Source organism: Xanthomonas sp. NCPPB 3583 (assembly GCF_041475715.2).
Classification (GTDB): domain Bacteria; phylum Pseudomonadota; class Gammaproteobacteria; order Xanthomonadales; family Xanthomonadaceae; genus Xanthomonas; species Xanthomonas euvesicatoria.
This window is the reverse complement of the sequence record NZ_CM191263.1, coordinates 2326760-2344840: the sequence shown is the minus strand read 5'-3', so window position 1 is coordinate 2344840 and position 18081 is coordinate 2326760. Positions and strand designations below refer to the sequence as shown.

Sequence of the window (18081 nt, the reverse complement as noted above, 5' to 3'; positions counted from 1 at the left end):
CATCAACGTTATCCGCATCACAAACGGAAGCGAAAACCCAGGGTGTAAGTCCGCTCGGGCGATGCGATCTCGCGCGGGAAATCGCCATGCCGCTGACCGAAATAATTGTTGGTCGTGGTGCCGAGCAGATTGGTGGCCTCGGCAAACAAGGTCACATGCCTGTTGAGCTCGTAATTGAAGGCGGCATCCAGCCATTGCTCCCGCCCCTGATTGATTTGCTCGGGCTGATCGCCTGAGCTGTTGAAGCTCACCGCATAGTCGCCACGCTAGTTGTAGGCGACCCGCGCCGAGAACCGCGCGTATTCGTACATCAGGATCGCGTTATAGGAATTTTTGGAGACGTTGGTCAACGGCTGGCTGATCCCTTCCGGCGATTCGGCCTTCGCCGAGATGTAGGTGTAGTTGAGCTGGCTGCCGAAGCCGGACCACCCACCCGGCAGAAAGTCGTAGAACTGCGTGTACCCCACCTCCACGCCCTTCAAGCTGCCCTCGCCGGTATTGCGCGGCCGGCTGATCGAATAGACGATGCCACCGATGGGTTCATCGGCTGCGTAATTCTGGATATAGCCATCGATCTTGCGATGAAAGCCGGCAACCGACAGCAATGAGCCGGGACGGAAATACCATTCCAGCGACACATCGGCATTGCGCGATTCCACCGGACGCAGCTGCGGGTTGCCGCCATTGCCGCGCGCCGGCAACGATTCGGTGGACTGATACAAGGCCAGCTGCGGATTGAGATCGGCAAATTCCGGGCGCGTGATCGTGGTGCTGCCTGCCAGCCGCAGCATCAGGTTGTCATGCAAGGTGAGGTTGGCGCTGTAGTTGGGTAACACCTTGTCGATACGCCGATCGATGCTGACCGGGCTCAGCACGCCATCCACCGACTGGCTGCCCTGCAGTTGCGAATCCAATCGCGTCGCGCGCGCCCCCACACGCCCATCGACAGGAATGGACCCAAGCGAGAACCCGTAATTCACCTGCGCATAGATCGCATAGCTGTCTTCGCGATCGTCGAAGAACAAGGCAGGGTTTTCATCGGGCCGGCCCGGCGGCTGCCCCATCACGGTACGCAACCGGGTGCTTTGCTGCAGCAGGACGTCCTGGTTGGCCGATGCCCAGCGATCGCTGGTGAATGCACGCGCCCCGTCGAGCATGTTGCCGGGCGTTACCGATGCCAGGCCGGACACCTCGCTCAAGTAGATCGGTGCGCCGGTCAGATTGTTGCGCGCGCCGGTATCGCCGGAGTGATTGGTCGCCGTCCGCCGGCTTGCGCGCGCACCCACGTCCACCGATCGCAACGGCCCCAGCTCCAGGTCGAAGGTGGCATCGGCCCGCCATGCCCACTCTTCGCCTCTCTGCGTGTTCCAGCTGTCGTAGTACTGACTCAGTTCCCAATTTCCTGGCGCTGTGACGTCATAAGCGCTGCCATCGGCCTGGGTGATCCAGACATCTGCAGCGCCGCCTGACGAACGCATGTTCAATCGCGGCGCCTGCGTGGTCATGTCCAGGGTGAACGAGCGGTTCTCGGCAGTGCTATGGGTATAGGCGAGCTCGCTGCTCGCACGCATGCGCTCGCCGGTCCAACGCCCGCCCAGCGCAGCTTGGTAGGTATCGGATGCGTTCTTGTGCGCTTGCGTGCTGGAGAGCGTGCGCACCTCGCGCGCCACCAGGCCAGCCAGCACATCACTGCCCGGCCGCAGGCTGACCGCTTCGGTGTTCTCTGGCGTGGCCAGCCCTGGGAATGGCAACCAGTAATTCACTTGGGGCCGGTTGTCGTACCCGATGTACAGCGTGTCGAAATACACCTCGCTGTTCTCGCTTGGCGCCCATTGAAACGAAAAATTCGCCGATTTGCGCTTGCGATCGCCGCGCGCCATCAATCCGCCTGCGCTGTAAGGCACGTAAATCTGCTGGGCCGGATCGAGCGGGTTCGCCTTCCGGTCGTAAGTGCCGTACAACGTGTTGGATTCCTGATACGGGCGGCGTTGATAGGACACGCTTCCCATCCAGCCCATGCGGCCCAGCCCGGTGTCGCGGCGCTGGCTGAGGGTGAGGCTGCCATTGGGAACGGTCTTGCCTGATTGGTCGCCCCGCAAGGCGCTGATGCTGCCGGCAATGGTGCTGTCCTGATCGAAATCGAATGGCCGCCGCAGATGCACATCGACCACCCCGGCGATGCCACCTTCCTGAAATTGCGCGCCAGTGGTCTTATACACATCCACGCTGCGCAGCAATTCGGCCGGAACATCGGCCAACTCCATGTCGCGACCCACCGTTGTGAAGACGTTTCGCCCATCCAGGGTGGTGATGACGTTCGGCAAGCCGCGCACCAGCACCTGCCCCACTTCGCCACCGGCGCGCGCCACCTGCACGCCGGTCACGCGTTGCAGGGCCGCAGCCACGCTGTTGTCGGGCAGCTTTCCGATGTCTTCGGCGACAATGGAATCGCTGATTTCCGCGTTCGATTGCTTGATCGCGATGGCGCTTTCCACGCTGCTGCGCACCCCTTTGACCTGCACCGCTTCCAACGTGGATGTGGCCGGCGCCGCGGGATCGGGGTTGGGCGCGGCCTGTTGCGCCGCCGCGTTGCAACTCAGGACCAAACCGATGCACACACCCAGCGGCCGATACGTGATGGCACGCCGCGCGACAGACGCATGCTGCGACGGAACAAGCATGATGGCCTCCTGGGGCAGCAGTGCGATGACGCGCGGCTGGGCGCGCCTGCGCAAGTCAGGCAAACCGGGCCGCACGAGCCGCGAGGTGTTGAACAAGGCCGAATTACAGCGGTGCCGCTCGCAGTGCAGCGTGATCGCGTCCGCCGTCGCGCCGCGATCATGACGCGCCTTTCATCAACGGCGAGGTGCGTGCGTGTCATGGGCAAGACTGCACATCGCAGCTGCTGCGTTTGCGCGACAATGGCAACATGAGCAGCCACGACATCTCTCCCGCCGACGCCCGTGCCCGCGCCCTGCAAGGCGCCCTGCTGGTCGACATCCGGCAACTGCATGAGCGTGCCGGCGGCCAGGCCGAAGGCGCGTTGGCGATCGCACAGAACTCCCTGGAAACCGAGCCTGCAGCCCATCTGCCGGAGCAAACCCGCGCAATCGTGTTGATCTGCCAGAGCGGCAAACGCTCGGCGCACACGGCCGCCATCTTGCGCGCGCACGGCTATGCGCACGTGGCGTCGGTGGTCGGTGGCACCAGCGCATGGGCCAGGGCCGGCCTGCCGTTGGTACGCCCGACGTTGCCGGCGGACGAGCAGGACTTTCTTGAGCGTTATTCACGCCATCTGCGTCTGTCCCAGGTCGGCCTGGAAGGTCAGCGGCGCCTGGCGCGCGCGCGGGTGTTGCTGATCGGCGCAGGCGGACTAGGCTCGCCGGCCGCGTTCTACCTCGCCGCAGCCGGTGTGGGGCATCTGCGCATTGCCGACGACGACGTGGTGGACCGCAGCAACCTGCAACGCCAGATTCTGCACACCGAAGACAGCGTCGGCACTGCAAAGGTCGACTCCGCCGCACAGCGCATTGCCGCGCTCAACCCGCGCGTGGACATCGAGGCGGTGCAAACCCGCGTGACGGCCGACAATGTCGAAGCGCTGCTGCAGGATGTGGATGTGGTGGTGGATGGCGCAGATAATTTTCCTGCGCGGTATTTGCTCAACGATGCGTGCGTCAAATTCGGTAAACCACTGGTTTACGGCGCCGTGCAGCAGTTCGAAGGACAGGTCAGCGTGTTCGATGCCGGCCGCCACCGCGGTCATGCGCCCTGCTACCGCTGCCTGTTTCCCGAACCACCGCCGCCGGAATTCGCGCCCAGTTGTGCCGAGGCTGGTGTGCTCGGCGTACTGCCCGGAGTGATCGGACTCTTGCAAGCCACCGAAGCGATCAAGTTGCTGCTCGGCATTGGTGACGGCCTCACTGGCCGCCTGCTCAGTTTCGATGCATTGGCGATGCGCTTTCGCGACATCCGCTTGCCGCCGGACCCGCACTGCCCGGTGTGCGCGCCTGGCGCGGCATTTCGCGGCTATGCGGATTACGCGGCGTTCTGCGGTAGTGCGGTTGGTTGAGCGAGCCCACAGCGGCGTGTGGTGTCGGTCGCTGACTGATTGGCTTGCCACCGATGCAATGCGAGGTATATCGATACGTCAAGCACTTCGGCGACGTTTGCGTGGATGGCTGTCTTGCGCCCCACCTCACCACTCTCCCACCGGGAGAGCGGCTATCGAGCGATTGGCTCCCATTGTCGAGGCGTTCGCTTCCAGGCCACGCCCAAGACGCTTGAGCAGTTTGACGATCGCCCTACATGTTGAAACGCCGCGGCGCGCACTTCGCCATGCGCTGCCCATGACGTAAACACTCCAACAGGGCGCGCATCATTCTGCCGGGCACCAACGATCGAGCAAACGCTCACAACGCGTAAGGAATCACCCGCACGATCTCGCCAGCCTCAAAGCGCCGCGCCTGCTCGGGCAGCACGATCAATGCGTTGCTGTCGGCCGCGCCACGCAGTAGATGCGAGGCATCGCCGCGGTGCGGCAGCGCGGTCAGCCGCCCATCTTCGCCGCATTCCAATCGCCCACGCAGGAATTCCAGCCGTTCGTGGCGCTTGTCCCATGGGCTTGCCAACGCCGCATGCCAGACCAGGCGCGGCTCGCTGCGTCCCTGCAATCCATCCAGCAACGGCACGCCGTAGGCGATCAGCGTTGCCAGCACAGAGACCGGGTTGCCCGGCAGGCCCAAGACCAGGCAGCGGCCAATCTGCCCCAACACCGCCGGCATGCCCGGGCGCATCCGCACACGCCAGAAATGGATGCGCCCCAATTCGCCGATCAGACGCGGCAGATAATCTTTTTCGCCCGCAGAAACGCCGCCGCAGGTGATGACCACATCGAACGCTGCGGCCGCATCTTCCAGCATGGTGCGAATGCGTTGCGGGTCGTCCGGCAAGGTCGGCCACGCGGTCGGCGCATAGCCCAGTGCACGCAGCTGCGCCATCAGCATGTCGCGGTTGCTGTTGTAGATCTGACCCGGGCCGAGCGGCATGCCCGGCTCGATCAGCTCATCGCCGGTGGCCAGCACCGCAATGGTCGGGCGCGGCGCGACCGCAAGCCGCGACACGCCCAGCGCAGCGGCCAGGCCGATACGTGCAGGCGTCAACACCTGCCCGGCCTGGATCACCAGGTCGCCGGCACGCACGTCGCTGCCGGCCAGGCGTACGGCTGCGCCCGATGCAGGCGCGGTCTGAAACCGCACCATGCCATCGCGTTCGTCGGCATCTTCCTTGGGAATCACGGTATCGGCGCCATCGGGCAGTGGCGCGCCCGTGGTGATACGCAGGCATTGCCCGGCGCCCAGTGTGCCGGCCCAGCGCTCGCCGGCAAACTGTTCGCCAACCAGCTGCAGCGACGCATCGCCGCCAGCGACATCGGCGTGCCGCAGCGCAAAGCCATCCATCGCGCTATTGGCAAACGGCGGCAGCGCCAGCGGTGCGATCAGGTCGCCAGCAGAGATCCGCCCATCGGCACGCGAGGTGGCGATGTTTTCATCGGGCGAACGGTTGGTGGCAGCGACACTGCGCAGAATCTGCAGCGCCTGCGCGTACGGAATGCGGGAAGGATAATCGGTCATGCCGCGCAGGATACCAGCGCATCGCCAACGCGAAGGGTGGCCGCGCCACGCGTCGGCCAAAGGAGATGGGCTTTAACGACACGCCGCGCTGCGAGCGAATTCGATTGCACCTGCACGCGCCGCCACCCGCGCCAAAGAACGAACGCCTGCACGCGGCAGGAACTGCCTCACGTATCGATCGAGCGATCAGGAGGATGCGCGGAACGTTTAGAACCCTGCCTGCAAGCGGCGAACGCGCAGCCTGACCGATCTGCGCGCCTGCCGAACCGCCTGAACATCACACCTCAGGGAGCCTGGGGCCCTTACTTCCCTTTGACATGCCGCATCAGGCGCCGCTTGCGGGCCACCTGGCGATCGGAGAGCGGATTCTTCTTGCCCTCGTACGGGTTGGCGCCCTCGCGAAAGATGAAACGCACCGGCGTACCAACCAGCTTGAAACGCTTGCGGAAGAAGTTTTCCAGATAGCGCTTGTACGACTCCGGCAACACCTTCAGGCGCGTGCCATGCACGATGAAGGTCGGCGGATTCGCGCCGCCCGGGTGCACATAGCGCAGCTTGGAGACATGCCCGCGAATGCTCGGCGGCGGGTTGGTCTCGTAAGCGATTTCCAGTGCCTGGTTCACTTCGCTGGTGCTGAATTCGTGCGTCGCCGATGCGTGCGCACGATGGATGGCCTGGAACAGCTCGCGCATGCCCGAGCCGTGCAATGCAGAGATCCGCACCGCCTCTGCCCAATTGACGAAGCCCAGCTTGCGCGACAGCAGGTCTTCGGCCTGCGCACGCTGGTAATCGCTTTGCCCGTCCCACTTGTTGATCGCCACCACCAGCGCCCGGCCGGCATCCAGGATCGCGCCGAGAATCGTCGCATCCTGGTCGGTCACGCCTTCGGTAGCGTCCAGCATCAGCACCGCCACCTGGCATTGCTCGATCGCCTGCAGCGTCTTGAACGCGCTGAACTTCTCGACCGCCTCTTCCACCTTGCCGCGCCGGCGCAGGCCGGCGGTATCGATCAGGCGGTACTGACGGCCATCGCGCTCCAGGTCCACCGCGATCGAATCGCGCGTGGTGCCCGGCACTTCCGAGGCGATCATGCGTTCTTCGCCCAGCAGGCGATTGACCAGCGTCGATTTGCCGACATTCGGCCGGCCCACGAAGGCGATCCGCACGCGTGCCGGGTCGTTGTCCAGCAGCTCGCCGGCACCTTCCTCGGGCAGCCGCGCACCCACCTCGTCAAGCAATTCGTCGATGCCCTGCCGATGCGCCGCAGACAACGCCACCACGTCGGAGAAGCCGTAGCGCGCGAATTCCGAGCGCACGGTTTCTTCGTCGGTGCCGTCGATCTTGTTGATCACCAGCACGGTCGGCCGCGCCAATTTGCGCAACCAGGCCAGAATCTCGTCATCGAGCGAGGACGCGCCTTCGCGGCCATCGACCACGAACAGCACCAGATCGGCTTCGCCGGCGGCGGCCCGTGCCTGGCGGGCCGTGGCTCCAGCAAGACCTTCCTCGTCGCCGGCGATACCACCGGTATCGACGACGATGAAGGGCTGCTGCTCGTCGAGACGGCAGACCCCGTAGTTACGGTCGCGGGTGACGCCAGGCTGGTCGTGGACCAGCGCGTCACGGGTGCGCGTCAGCGCATTGAAGATGGTGGACTTGCCGACATTGGGCCGTCCAACCAGGGCGACCAGGGGCAGCATCGCAAGGTCCTTATTGTGCCAACCGGAAGGCGGTGAGATCGCCGTCGGTGTTTTGTACCAGCAAAATGCCGTCGACCACCTGCGGCTGCGCCAGCAGCGTATCGCGTCCGGCACGTGCGCGCGCAGCCAGTGCGCCGTCGCTGAGTTTCAGCCAGTGCAGATAGCCCTTGTAGTCGCCGACCACGGCGTAATCGCCCTGGATGGCCACACCGGTCAGCGAACGGCGTGCCAACGCAGCCTGCGACCACATCGCCGCACCGCTGCTCTTGTCCAGCCCCCACACCGATCCAGCATTGTCGGACACCACCACGACGGCCGACGACACACCAACGCCACCGGCGCCGCCGTGATCGCGCGTCCACAGCGGACGGCCGCTCGGGCCTTCCAGTGCGAGGGTTTCATTCTTGAAGCTGGTCGCGTACAGCGTGGTGCCATCCAGCACCGGCGCACCATCCACATCGGACATGCGCTCCAGCTCGGTACGGCCTTCCGGCACGCCGATGGCCTGCTCCCACAACGGGCGACCGTCCTGCAGCGCCAGCGCACTCAAGGTGCCGCTGTCGTTACCGACGAACACCACGCCCGGGCCGGTCACGATCGGCGCATTGCCGCGGACGGACAAGGTCGGGCCTTCTTCGGCATGGAACCAGCGACGCTCGCCGGTTGCCGCATCAAACGCAGTCACGCGACCGTCGTTGCTACGCACCAGCACCAGGTTCTGTGCAATGGCCGGCGCAGCAATCACTTCGTTCGGCACCTTGGCCCGCCATTTTTCAGTGCCGTCGGCCTGGTTCAAGGCGATCACATCGCCGGACAGGCTACCGATCACCACCAGGCCCTCGCCCACACCGGGACCACCGGACAGGCGCTGCTTGAACTTGCGGTCGTTACGCTCTTCTTTCTTGGGCTTGTATTCCCACACGCGCTTGCCGGTCTGCAGGTCGAGTGCCTCCACGCCACCGGTGATCGCCGCTGCATACACCTTGCCATCGGCCACGGCCGGGCGCTGACGGACACCGATATGCCCTTCACCCTTGCCCACACCGGCAGACCAGATCTTCTCGACCTTGACCGACGGCTCGAACTTCACCAGCTCGGCAGGTTCCTGCGCCTTCTTGGCAGCAGCGTCCTTCCCGGCGAACCAGCCCTTCACGGTGCTGCAGCCAGCCAGCGACAGACCCATCACGGCAATCAACGCAACGCGCTTATACATATCAACCTGCTTCATCAAATCTGCTCCGCCGGATCGGGCACCTTGCCGCCCACATCCATCAGCTTGGTTTCCAGCAACCGGCGCTGCGGCGAAGCCACATCCACCGTGGTCAGGGCGCGGGTGTACAGCGCACGCGCCTCATCCGGCTTGCCCTGCGCGACCAATGCATCGGCGCGAATCTCCAGGCTGGCGTGGTCCTGCGCGTCGGCCAGCAGCTTGATCGCTTCGTCGGGCTTGCCGCTTTCGGTCAGTACGCGCGCCAGGCGCTGCTGCACGATCTGCTTGAGCTCGCCTTCGGCGGGCACGTCGCGCAAGGTCTTGATCGCTTCGGCATTCTTGCCGGCATCGACCTGGGCCTTGGCCAGCCGCAGCGCCGCCAGCTCGGCATAAATACCGCCCTTGCCGTCGTCCAGTGCCACGATGTCCTTGGCGGCCTTGTCCAGGTCCTTGGCCTGAATCGACTTCACCACCGCCTCGTAGCGGCCATTGGCCTCGACCAATGCGGTATTGGTGCGCGTCTGCCACCACTGCCAGCCCAGGATCAGTGCCAGACCAAGCAGGACACCGCCCACCAGACCTGCGCCATTCTTTCTCAACCAGGAACGAACGCGTTCGCCTTGTTCGTGTTCGTCCAGCAGATCGTCGATCGCCATGCGTACTCTCGCTCCGTCATCCCGGAGGCACGGAACATCAAAAGGGATAAATGAAAAACCGCAGTCCGCTTCACTCGGAAGCAGGTACCACGGAGCCGTCGGAGGATACCGCAAAACGGGCCACGTTAGCGCGCTGGAACGGTTTCACGTCGACGATACTGCCGCCTTGCTGAACCTGTACCGCCGAGGCATTACCGAGCACGATGCGCCCCACCTGACCGGGCGAATACGTGCGTTGTTCACCGGCACGTATCAGGGCTTTTTCCACCGCACTGCCATCCGGTGCCAAAATCTGCACCCAGCTGTCGCCGCTGAAACTCAGCGACAAACTGCCGCCGGGAGCAGCTGCTGCCGCAGGCGCCTTGGCGTCGGCGGTCGCACGCGGCACCGGGGTCATCGACGCGATATACGGCGCCGGCTGCTCGCGCGGCGCGGCGGCCGGCTGCGTTGCCGGCGTACCTGGCGCAGCGGACTTTGCAGCCTCAGGCATGCTGTCCAAGGACACCGTGCTAGGCGCCTTGCCATCCAGATGCGAGCGCGTCGCGTACCAGACCGGCACCGCAAACACGCCGGTGATGACCACATACATGGCCTTGCGCGCGGTGCTTTCGAGAATGCGCCGCGCACGCGGCGTATGCGTGTGACTGACCAGCTTGACCGGCTCGATCGGCGCAATGGTGGCCTGCTGCAACAGCGGCTCCAGATCGACCTGCAACAAGCGCGCATAGCTGCGCAGCTGCCCGCGTACGAACACCGGCGCGCCCAGCCGCTGCCAGTCCTCCTGCTCCAACGCGTGCACCACATGGGCCGGCATGCGCAGCTTGCCGGCCACCTCGTCCACGCTCAGACCTGCTGCCTCGCGCGCTTCGCGCAAATGCTGTCCGCAGCCCTTTTCCTGCTCGAAAAGGTTCGGATTGGAATCACTGATCACAATGCATTGGCCCCGGGAGTAGCGGTCGCTGCGTCAGGGAATTCCTTGACCAACCGCTGTTGGTAACGGCCGGCAGCTACCTTGTCGCCTAGCCCTTGCTCAATCTGAATGGCCAGTTGTAACACGGAAGCAGTTGCCGGTGCAGCCGCAAGGCGGCGTTCGATAAAAGCGCGGGCTTCGAAATAATTGCGGCGCCCGGCTTCCAGACGTGCCATCGATTCGAGCGCATACGGATTATTCGGGTCGAGATCGAGCGCTTTGCGCAGATCGCCCGCTGCTCGCTCAGGCTGTCCTGCCTTGAGCGCGCAACCGCCGGCATTGCCCAAGGCAGACGCAGGCGAGGCATACGTCCGGTCGGCCAGCGCACGATCGAACCATGTCAACGCTTCGGCGGGCGAGCCATTCGCGCACAACCAGGCGCCATAGTTATTCAGCACGTCGCCGCGTTGCGGTGCGAGTTCTGCGGCCTGCCGGTACGACGCACCAGCCGCCGCCGTATCGCCCCTGGCGCCCTGAATCAGCGCCAGCAAGCCGATGGCATCCACCGACTGCGGATCTTTTTTCAAGGCCGCACGCACCTGCTCTTCGGCGCTGGCGTAATCGCCGGTCTGCAGCCGATTGCGCGCCAGGCCTAATTTTTCCTGGACAGCCAGGCGATTCTTGGTGGCCTTGTCGTCGCGGAAAGAGTACACCGGCGCGACTTCCTCCACGCTCTTGGCCGAGCCGGCCTTGGCATTGCGACCACCGCAGCCGACCGCGCTCAGCGCGATCGCCACGGCCGCCATTAAAGCGAGTTCACGCTGCCGCATCTCGATCGGCCTGCCCTTCCAATGTGCGGCGGAACTCCGCCTGGCGACGGGTACGGTCCATGACCTGCCCCTTGAGCTGCCCGCATGCGGCATCGATGTCGTCGCCACGGGTGCGGCGAACCATCGTCAGCACCTGCGCATCGAGCAGGATCTTCTGGAACGCGCGAATCTCGGTCTCGCCCGAGCGCTCATAGCGCGTTCCAGGAAATGGATTGAACGGAATCAGATTGACCTTGCCGGCGTCCTTGGACTGCACCGCGTTGTCGAACTGCCGCATCAACCTGGCCAACTGGCGCGCATGCTCCGGCTGGTCGTTGATGCCTTTCATCAAGGTGTATTCGAAGGTCACCGAATCGCGCTTCTTGCTGCCGCGCAGGTAGCGCGCGCACGACTCCATCAGCTCGGCGATCGGGTATTTCTTGTTCAACGGCACCAGGCTCTCGCGCAGCGTGTCGTTGGCGGCATGCAGCGAGACCGCCAGCGACACGTCGCTTTCGGTGGAGAGCCGGTCGATCATCGGCACCAGGCCGGAGGTCGACAGCGTGACCCGCTTGCTGGCCAGGCCGTAGCCAAGATCGTCGCGCATCACACTCATCGCGCGCACGACGTTATCGAAATTCATCAGCGGCTCGCCCATGCCCATCATCACCACATTGGTGAGACGGCGCTGCTGGTGCGGCACATTGCCCAGATGGCGCGCCGCCACCCACACCTGGCCGATGATTTCGGCGGTGGTGAGGTTGCGGTTGAAGCCCTGGGTGGCGGTCGAACAAAAGGTGCAGTTCAAGCCGCAACCGACCTGGGAGGACACGCACAGCGTGCCGCGGCCCTTGTCGGGGATATACACGGTTTCGATGGCGTTCTTGCCGTCGGCGCCCATGGCCAACAGCCATTTGTGGGTGCCGTCGGCCGAAGGCTTGTCGAACACCACGTTCGGGACGAGGACCTCGGCATGCTGGTGCAACTTCGCACGCAGCGCCTTGCCGAGGTCCGTCATCTGGTCGAAATCGGTGACGTAGCGATGGTGGATCCACTTCATCACCTGATGGGCACGGTAACGCGCCTCGCCGAGCGTGTCGGCGAAGAAGCGCTCCAGACCCTCGCGATCGAGGTCGAGCAGGTTCTGCTTGCGCGGCTCCGGGGGACGGACGGAGCCGTCCTGCAGCACGGAAGGGATCACGACCTCATTCACGATTCGACTCACTCGGCCTCAGCGCGAGACCACTTCGGTGGCAGCAAAGAAATACGCGACTTCGTTGGCAGCGTTCTCGACCGAATCCGAGCCATGGGCGGCATTGGCATCGATCGAATCGGCGAAGTCGGCGCGGATGGTGCCCGGCGCAGCGTCCTTGGGATTGGTCGCGCCCAGCAGGTCACGATGTGCGGCAACGGCGTTCTCGCCTTCCAGCGCCTGGATCATCACCGGGCCGGAGATCATGAACTCGACCAGCGCGTTGAAGAACGGACGCTCGCGGTGAACGGCGTAAAAGCCTTCGGCTTCACGGCGCGACAGCTGCTTGTACTTGGCGGCCACGACCTTCAGGCCAGCCTTTTCGAAGCGGCTGTAGATTTCGCCGATGACGTTCTTGGCAACGGCGTCGGGCTTGATAATGGACAGGGTGCGCTCCAGCGCCATGGGAAGTTCTCCGTTGGGCGGGCCACTGAAGGCCCGAGGTTATCATGAAAAAAACCCGCGACAAAACGCGGGCTTAGGCTTCTTTGCGATGGTCAATTCTATCTCGTCAACGCTACGTTTGCACACCGCCCCCTGAATCGTGCTGCGTTGCGACATGACCCGCTCGCAGGCGAGCCCGTAGACTCAAACAATCGTTTGATTGAGTCCCCTCTTCGCGCATGCCCAAGCCCGCCCACTTCTCCACCAAGGACCGCATTCTCGGTGCGGCCGAGGAGCTGTTCGCCCAGCACGGGTTCGCCGGCACGTCGCTGCGCCAGCTCACCACGCAGGCCGACGTCAATATCGCCGCGGTCAACTATCATTTCGGCTCCAAGGAAAACCTGGTCAACGAGGTGTTCCGCCGGCGCATGGACGAGATGACCGCCGCGCGCCTGCAGCAGCTGGAAACGGCAAAGAAGTCCCAGCCCGGCGAGCTCACGGCCGTGCTCGCTGCCTTCGTCGAGCCGGCGTTGGCCATGGCGCAGGACCGCCAGAACGGCGGCGCGTTCGTACGCGTGATTGCGCGCGCTTACGCGGAAAAGAACGACAACCTGCGCAAGTTCCTGTCCGACCACTACGGACATGTGCTGCGCGAATTCGGCAAGGCCATCGCCGGCTGCGTGCCGGGCCTGAGCAAGGAAGAGCTGTATTGGCGGCTGGACTTCCTGGCCGGCGCACTGACCTATGCCATGGCCGATTTCGGGCTCATCAAGCGGCCTGCGGGCGTCAGCGAGGCCGACCATCGTGCGCGCGCGGCGCGCGAACTCATCCGTTTCGCGGAACCCGGGTTCCGCGCTCATTCCACACTGTAAACGTTCCACAAGAGGCCTATCGCTATGTCCAACCCGTTGCTAGTCCGTCGTGCCGCCGTGCTCGGTGCCGGCGTCATGGGTGCGCAGATCGCCGCGCACCTCACCAATGCCGGTGTCGACACCGTGTTGTTCGACCTGCCCGCCAAGGAAGGCCCGGCAGACGGCATCGTACTCAAGGCGATCACCAATCTCGGCAAGCTGAGCCCCGCCCCGCTCGCCAGCAAGGCGCTGGCCGAGGCGATCACGCCGGCCAATTACGAGAGCGGCCTGGAACAACTGCGCGACTGCGATCTGATCATCGAAGCGATCGCCGAGCGCATGGACTGGAAGCAGGACCTGTACAAGAAGATCGCCCCGTTCGTGGCCGATCATGCCGTGCTGGCCTCCAACACCTCCGGCCTGGGCATCAACAAGCTCTCCGACGTGCTGCCCGAGCAGTTGCGCCACCGCTTTTGCGGCGTGCATTTCTTCAATCCGCCGCGCTACATGCACCTGGCCGAGCTGATCCCGGCCAAGGGCACCGACAAGGCGGTACTGGAAGGCCTGGAAGCCTTCCTGGTGACCACGCTCGGCAAGGGCGTGGTGTATGCGAAGGACACCCCGAACTTCATCGGCAACCGCATCGGCGTGTTCTCGATCCTGTCCACCATCCACCACACGCAGGAATTCGGCCTGGGCTTCGACGAAGTCGATGCGCTGACCGGCCCGCTGGTGGGTCGCCCAAAGTCGGCCACCTATCGCACCTCCGATGTGGTCGGCCTGGACACCATGGCGCACGTCATCAAGACCATGGGCGACACCCTGCCCGACGACCCGTGGCATCAGTATTTCAAGTCGCCGAAGTGGCTGGATGCGCTGATCGGCAAGGGCGCGCTGGGCCAGAAGGTCGGTGCCGGCATCTTCCGCAAGGTCGGCAAGGACATCGTGGTGGTCGACCTGGAGAAGCAGGACTATCGCCCGGCCGATCGTAGCGCCGCGCCGGAAGTGGTCGAGATCCTCAAGATCAAGAACCCGGCCGAAAAATTCGCCAAGCTGCGCGAAAGCCAGCACCCGCAGGCGCAGTTCCTGTGGGCCAGCTTCCGCGACCTGTTCCACTACAGCGCCTACCACCTGGCCGATATCGCCGAGACCGCACGCGACGTGGATCTGGCGATCCGCTGGGGCTACGGCTGGTCGCTGGGCCCGTTCGAGACCTGGCAGGCCGCTGGCTGGAAGCAGGTGGCGCAGTGGATTGCCGAAGACATCTCCAACGGCAAGAGCATGAGCAGCGCGCCACTACCGAACTGGGTGTTCGACGGTCGCGATGGCGTGCATGGCGCCGAAGGCTCGTACAGCCCGGCGCGCGACGCCAAGCTGCCACGCTCGTCGCTGCCGGTGTACAAGCGCCAGCGCTTCCCCGATCCGTTGCTGGGCGAGCAGTTCTCGCCGGGCGAAACCGTGTTCGAAAATGACGGCGTGCGCATGTGGCACGACGGCGACGACATCGCCGTGGTCAGCTTCAAGACCAAGATGAACACCGTTTCCGACCACGTGCTCAATGGCCTGCAGGAAGTGGTTGGCCGCGCCGAGAAAGACTTCGCCGGTCTGGTGATCTGGCAGCAGAAGGAGCCCTTCTCCGCCGGTGCCGATCTGGCCGGCGCGCTTGGCCTGCTGCAGGCCGGCAAGGTCGATGCGTTCGAAGCGTTGGTCGCCAATTTCCAGGCCACCAGCCAGCGCATCAAGTACGCGCAGGTGCCGGTGATCTCGGCCGTGCGTGGCCTGGCGCTGGGCGGCGGCTGCGAATTCCAGATGCATAGCGCCAAGACCGTGGCTTCGCTGGAGAGCTACATCGGCTTGGTCGAAGCCGGCGTCGGCCTGCTGCCGGCCGGTGGTGGCCTGAAGGAAATTGCGGTGCGTGCCTCGATCGCCGCAGGTCCGGGCGGCGACGTGTTCGCCGAGCTGAAGAAGACCTTCGAGACCGTGGCAATGGCCAAGGTCTCCAACTCGGCCGTCAATGCCAAGGAACTGGGCCTGCTGCGTGCCACCGACAAGGTGGTGTTCAACAGCTACGAGAGTCTGCACATCGCCAAGGCCGAAGCGCGCGCGCTGGCCGAGGGCGGCTACCGCGCCCCGCTGCCGGCACGCCGCATCCAGGTCGCCGGCGACGTCGGCATCGCCACCTTCAAGATGCTGCTGGTCAACATGCTGGAAGGCCGCTTCATCAGCGAATACGACTACGAAATCGCCAGCCGCATCGCCACGGTGATGTGCGGCGGCGAAGTCGATCGCGGCGCACTGGTCGACGAGGAATGGCTGCTCAAGCTGGAGCGCAAGCACTTCGTCGAACTGGCCCAGCAGGAAAAGACCCAGGCGCGGATTGGGCACATGCTCAAGACGGGTAAGCCACTCAGGAACTGAGAATCGGGATTGGGGATTGGGGATTCGTAACAGCGGGTCCCCGCCCTCCAACTTTCTCGCTTCCACCAAATTCATCCGCCGGGCAGGAACATTCGGGCACGCGGATTCGCTTTGACGAATCCCAAATCCCGAATCCCGAATCCCGGCTATCGGAGATAGCCATGAGCAAGCAGATTCAAGAAGCCTACATCGTTGCCGCCACGCGTACGCCGGTGGGCAAGGCGCCGAAGGGCGTGTTCCGCAATACCCGTCCCGACGACATGCTGGCGCATGTGCTGCGCGCCGTGGTCGCGCAGGCGCCGGGCATCGATACCTCGCGCATCGACGACGCCATCATCGGCTGCGCCATGCCCGAAGGCGAGCAAGGCATGAACGTGGCGCGCATCGGCGTGTTGCTGGCGGGCCTGCCCAATTCGGTGGCCGGTCAGACCATCAACCGCTTCTGTTCGTCCGGCATCCAGGCCATCGCCATGGCCGCCGACCAGATCCGGCTGGGCAATGCCGACCTGATGCTGGCCGGCGGTACCGAGTCGATGTCGATGGTGCCGATGATGGGCAACAAGGTGGCGATGTCGCCAAGCGTGTTCGCCGACGACCATGTGGCCATTGCCTATGGCATGGGCATCACTGCCGAGAAGGTCGCAGAAGAGTGGAAGGTGTCGCGCGAAGACCAGGACGCTTTTGCGCTGGCCTCCCATCAAAAGGCGATCGCCGCAGTTGCCGCCGGCGAGTTCCGCGACGAAATCACTCCGTACGAAATCCATTCGCACCAGCCCGATCTGGCAGGCAACGTCATCGCGCTGCGCAAGCGCCTGGTCGACACCGACGAAGGCCCGCGTCCGGATAGCTCGCTCGAGGGCCTGGCCAAGTTGCGCCCGGTGTTCCGCAACGGCCAGTTCGGCGGCAGCGTCACCGCCGGTAATTCTTCGCAGATGAGCGATGGCGCCGGTGCCGTGCTGCTGGCCTCCGAGCAGGCGATCAAGGATTACGGCCTCACACCGCTTGCGCGTTTTGTCAGCTTCTCGGTAGCCGGCGTGCGCCCGGAAGTCATGGGCATTGGACCGATCGCCGCCATTCCCAAGGCGCTCAAGCAGGCCGGGCTGACCAAAGATCAACTCGACTGGATCGAGCTCAACGAAGCCTTCGCCGCACAGGCGTTGGCCGTGATCCGCGACAGCGAACTGGATCCATCCAAGGTCAATCCGCTGGGTGGCGCAATCGCCCTTGGCCACCCGCTGGGCGCCACCGGCGCGATCCGTGCCGCCACGCTGGTGCATGGCCTGCGCCGTCGTCAGCAGAAGTACGGCATGGTCACCATGTGCATCGGTACCGGCATGGGCGCTGCGGGCATCATCGAAGCGCTGTGAAGCGCGTTGGAGCGCCGGGTCGGCCTTCCGGGTCGATCTGGTGTTTCCATCTGTGTCATCCATCCGCGGAGATCAGGTGTTAAGGATCACATCGCCATGCTGTGCCCAAAAGGGCGTGCGCAAGCACGCCCTTTCCTTTCTCGGTCAATGCGGTCTTGCCAACGTCGCGGCGCTCCAACGCACATCCCCCGCGTGCCCAGTGAAACGCTGAGCGTTGCGTTCTGATGCATCGGTCATGTCGCTGCGGCCTGAAGCCGTCGATCCAGCTGTCGCAATAGGGACGCCGCAGATACCGCTAGCAAACGGCGACGCTCAGCGCGCCACCAACCATTGACCGGTCCGCGCCCCTGCAACGACCAGCGCCAGTCCAGCCAGCAAGGTCACCGCCAGATAGATGCCGATCATCGTCGAGCGGTCGGTGCGCGCAAACACCAGGCACTCCATCATCAGCGACGAAAACGTGGTCAGCCCACCGATCACGCCGACGATCAACAGGGCCCGCAGCGGCCAGCTCGAGGGCCCGCGTGCATCCAGCCAGACCAGCAACACGCCGGCCACGAACGACCCGAGCAGGTTCACCGTCAGCGTTCCCCAAGGGAAGCCGGTACCGAAGCGCTGGATCAACGAGGCACCGATCGCAAAACGCAAGCCCGATCCCAGTGCGCCACCGGTCATTGCCAACAACAGCTGTTGCCACCACACCGGTCCGTTCATGCACGCACCCCGCGACCAGAGCGTGTGTTCGAAAAAAAAGTGTGCGACATCGGCGTCATCCTTTGTGAGTCAAAAGCGATGCCGGGGCACAGGCCTGCCGCCCCGGCGGGGTGGGCAGGCATCATCAGCGCGCAGGTGCGTGCGGTTCGAGGAGGAATGCCATCTCCTGTGCGGCCG

Annotated in this window: 14 protein-coding genes, 1 pseudogene and 1 riboswitch; of the genes and pseudogenes, 5 read left to right on the top strand and 10 right to left on the bottom strand. The window is 64.4% G+C overall.

All coding sequences use genetic code 11. The annotated features are described in order from the left end of the window. Positions 1-17: 17 nt before the first annotated feature. Positions 18-2681 (bottom strand): annotated as a pseudogene (locus tag ACCQ07_RS10300) (TonB-dependent receptor). Between ACCQ07_RS10300 and ACCQ07_RS10295 the strand changes: the two are divergent. Both ACCQ07_RS10295 and moeB read left to right on the top strand, forming a co-directional pair. Beyond that, positions 2680-2844: a hypothetical protein gene (locus tag ACCQ07_RS10295; protein WP_161988242.1), complete on the top strand. Its 165-nt coding sequence runs from the start codon at positions 2680-2682 to the stop codon at positions 2842-2844. The pseudogene ACCQ07_RS10300 and the gene ACCQ07_RS10295 overlap by 2 nt on opposite strands. Positions 2845-2866: 22 nt before the next feature. After that, positions 2867-4072 carry a molybdopterin-synthase adenylyltransferase MoeB gene (moeB, locus tag ACCQ07_RS10290; protein ID WP_029819388.1) on the top strand — a complete coding sequence of 402 codons (1206 nt, stop codon included), beginning with the start codon at positions 2867-2869 and terminating at the stop codon, positions 4070-4072. A gap of 340 nt (positions 4073-4412) precedes the next feature. On the opposite strand, the gene ACCQ07_RS10285 is transcribed toward moeB, so the two are convergent. The 8 genes from ACCQ07_RS10285 to ndk all read right to left on the bottom strand — a co-directional run bounded on the left by ACCQ07_RS10285 (position 4413) and on the right by ndk (position 12575). Then, positions 4413-5633: a molybdopterin molybdotransferase MoeA gene (locus tag ACCQ07_RS10285; protein ID WP_122272782.1), complete on the bottom strand. Its 1221-nt coding sequence runs from the start codon at positions 5631-5633 to the stop codon at positions 4413-4415. A 302-nt stretch (positions 5634-5935) separates the two neighbouring features. Further along, positions 5936-7333 carry a ribosome biogenesis GTPase Der gene (der, locus tag ACCQ07_RS10280; RefSeq protein ID WP_003482878.1) on the bottom strand — a complete coding sequence of 466 codons (1398 nt, stop codon included), beginning with the start codon at positions 7331-7333 and terminating at the stop codon, positions 5936-5938. Positions 7334-7343: 10 nt separating this feature from the next. Further along, the gene (gene bamB / locus ACCQ07_RS10275) at positions 7344-8561 is read right to left on the bottom strand and encodes an outer membrane protein assembly factor BamB (RefSeq protein WP_008575359.1); all 1218 of its coding nucleotides are present in this window, start codon (positions 8559-8561) and stop codon (positions 7344-7346) included. Then, positions 8561-9199 (bottom strand): YfgM family protein, encoded by a 639-nt coding sequence (locus tag ACCQ07_RS10270; protein WP_008575358.1) that lies wholly within the window; start codon positions 9197-9199, stop codon positions 8561-8563. The genes bamB and ACCQ07_RS10270 overlap by 1 nt, the downstream gene beginning before the upstream one ends. Before the next feature lie 70 nt (positions 9200-9269). Beyond that, on the bottom strand, positions 9270-10130 hold the full coding sequence (locus ACCQ07_RS10265) for a RodZ domain-containing protein (RefSeq protein WP_218495407.1): 861 nt from the start codon (positions 10128-10130) through the stop codon (positions 9270-9272). Continuing rightward, positions 10127-10915: a type IV pilus biogenesis/stability protein PilW gene (gene pilW, locus ACCQ07_RS10260; protein ID WP_071117220.1), complete on the bottom strand. Its 789-nt coding sequence runs from the start codon at positions 10913-10915 to the stop codon at positions 10127-10129. The genes ACCQ07_RS10265 and pilW overlap by 4 nt, the downstream gene beginning before the upstream one ends. Before the next feature lie 10 nt (positions 10916-10925). Then, a complete protein-coding gene (rlmN, locus tag ACCQ07_RS10255) occupies positions 10926-12131 on the bottom strand; it encodes a dual-specificity RNA methyltransferase RlmN (RefSeq protein WP_008575352.1) in 1206 nt (401 codons plus the stop codon). 18 nt (positions 12132-12149) lie between these two features. Then, positions 12150-12575 (bottom strand): nucleoside-diphosphate kinase, encoded by a 426-nt coding sequence (gene ndk / locus ACCQ07_RS10250; protein ID WP_002812972.1) that lies wholly within the window; start codon positions 12573-12575, stop codon positions 12150-12152. A gap of 218 nt (positions 12576-12793) precedes the next feature. Between ndk and ACCQ07_RS10245 the strand changes: the two genes are divergently transcribed. The 3 genes from ACCQ07_RS10245 to ACCQ07_RS10235 all read left to right on the top strand — a co-directional run bounded on the left by ACCQ07_RS10245 (position 12794) and on the right by ACCQ07_RS10235 (position 17190). Beyond that, the gene (locus tag ACCQ07_RS10245) at positions 12794-13426 is read left to right on the top strand and encodes a TetR/AcrR family transcriptional regulator (RefSeq protein ID WP_031422599.1); all 633 of its coding nucleotides are present in this window, start codon (positions 12794-12796) and stop codon (positions 13424-13426) included. A gap of 24 nt (positions 13427-13450) precedes the next feature. Next, positions 13451-15823, top strand: a complete 2373-nt coding sequence (locus tag ACCQ07_RS10240; RefSeq protein ID WP_372364062.1) for a 3-hydroxyacyl-CoA dehydrogenase/enoyl-CoA hydratase family protein — start codon at positions 13451-13453, stop codon at positions 15821-15823. Between the two features lie 161 nt (positions 15824-15984). Next, entirely contained in the window at positions 15985-17190 is a 1206-nt protein-coding gene (locus ACCQ07_RS10235) for an acetyl-CoA C-acyltransferase (RefSeq protein WP_372364060.1), read from the top strand. 312 nt (positions 17191-17502) lie between these two features. On the opposite strand, the gene crcB is transcribed toward ACCQ07_RS10235, so the two are convergent. Next, on the bottom strand, positions 17503-17904 hold the full coding sequence (gene crcB / locus ACCQ07_RS10230; RefSeq protein WP_057681707.1) for a fluoride efflux transporter CrcB: 402 nt from the start codon (positions 17902-17904) through the stop codon (positions 17503-17505). Between the two features lie 108 nt (positions 17905-18012). Beyond that, a riboswitch (Fluoride riboswitch) is annotated at positions 18013-18080 on the bottom strand. Position 18081: the final 1 nt, after the last annotated feature.

Excerpts from the sequence above, each read along its gene's own strand:
- ACCQ07_RS10240 (WP_372364062.1), top strand. The coding sequence starts at position 13,451 with ATGTCCAACCCGTTGCTAGTCCGTCGTGCCGCCGTGCTCGGTGCCGGC.
- crcB (WP_057681707.1), bottom strand. The coding sequence starts at position 17,904 with ATGAACGGACCGGTGTGGTGGCAACAGCTGTTGTTGGCAATGACCGGT.
- ACCQ07_RS10245 (WP_031422599.1), top strand. The coding sequence starts at position 12,794 with ATGCCCAAGCCCGCCCACTTCTCCACCAAGGACCGCATTCTCGGTGCG.
- ACCQ07_RS10270 (WP_008575358.1), bottom strand. The coding sequence starts at position 9,199 with ATGGCGATCGACGATCTGCTGGACGAACACGAACAAGGCGAACGCGTT.
- ndk (WP_002812972.1), bottom strand. The coding sequence starts at position 12,575 with ATGGCGCTGGAGCGCACCCTGTCCATTATCAAGCCCGACGCCGTTGCC.
- der (WP_003482878.1), bottom strand. The coding sequence starts at position 7,333 with ATGCTGCCCCTGGTCGCCCTGGTTGGACGGCCCAATGTCGGCAAGTCC.
- pilW (WP_071117220.1), bottom strand. The coding sequence starts at position 10,915 with ATGGCGGCCGTGGCGATCGCGCTGAGCGCGGTCGGCTGCGGTGGTCGC.
- ACCQ07_RS10285 (WP_122272782.1), bottom strand. The coding sequence starts at position 5,633 with ATGACCGATTATCCTTCCCGCATTCCGTACGCGCAGGCGCTGCAGATT.
- ACCQ07_RS10295 (WP_161988242.1), top strand. The coding sequence starts at position 2,680 with ATGATGGCCTCCTGGGGCAGCAGTGCGATGACGCGCGGCTGGGCGCGC.
- bamB (WP_008575359.1), bottom strand. The coding sequence starts at position 8,561 with ATGAAGCAGGTTGATATGTATAAGCGCGTTGCGTTGATTGCCGTGATG.
- ACCQ07_RS10235 (WP_372364060.1), top strand. The coding sequence starts at position 15,985 with ATGAGCAAGCAGATTCAAGAAGCCTACATCGTTGCCGCCACGCGTACG.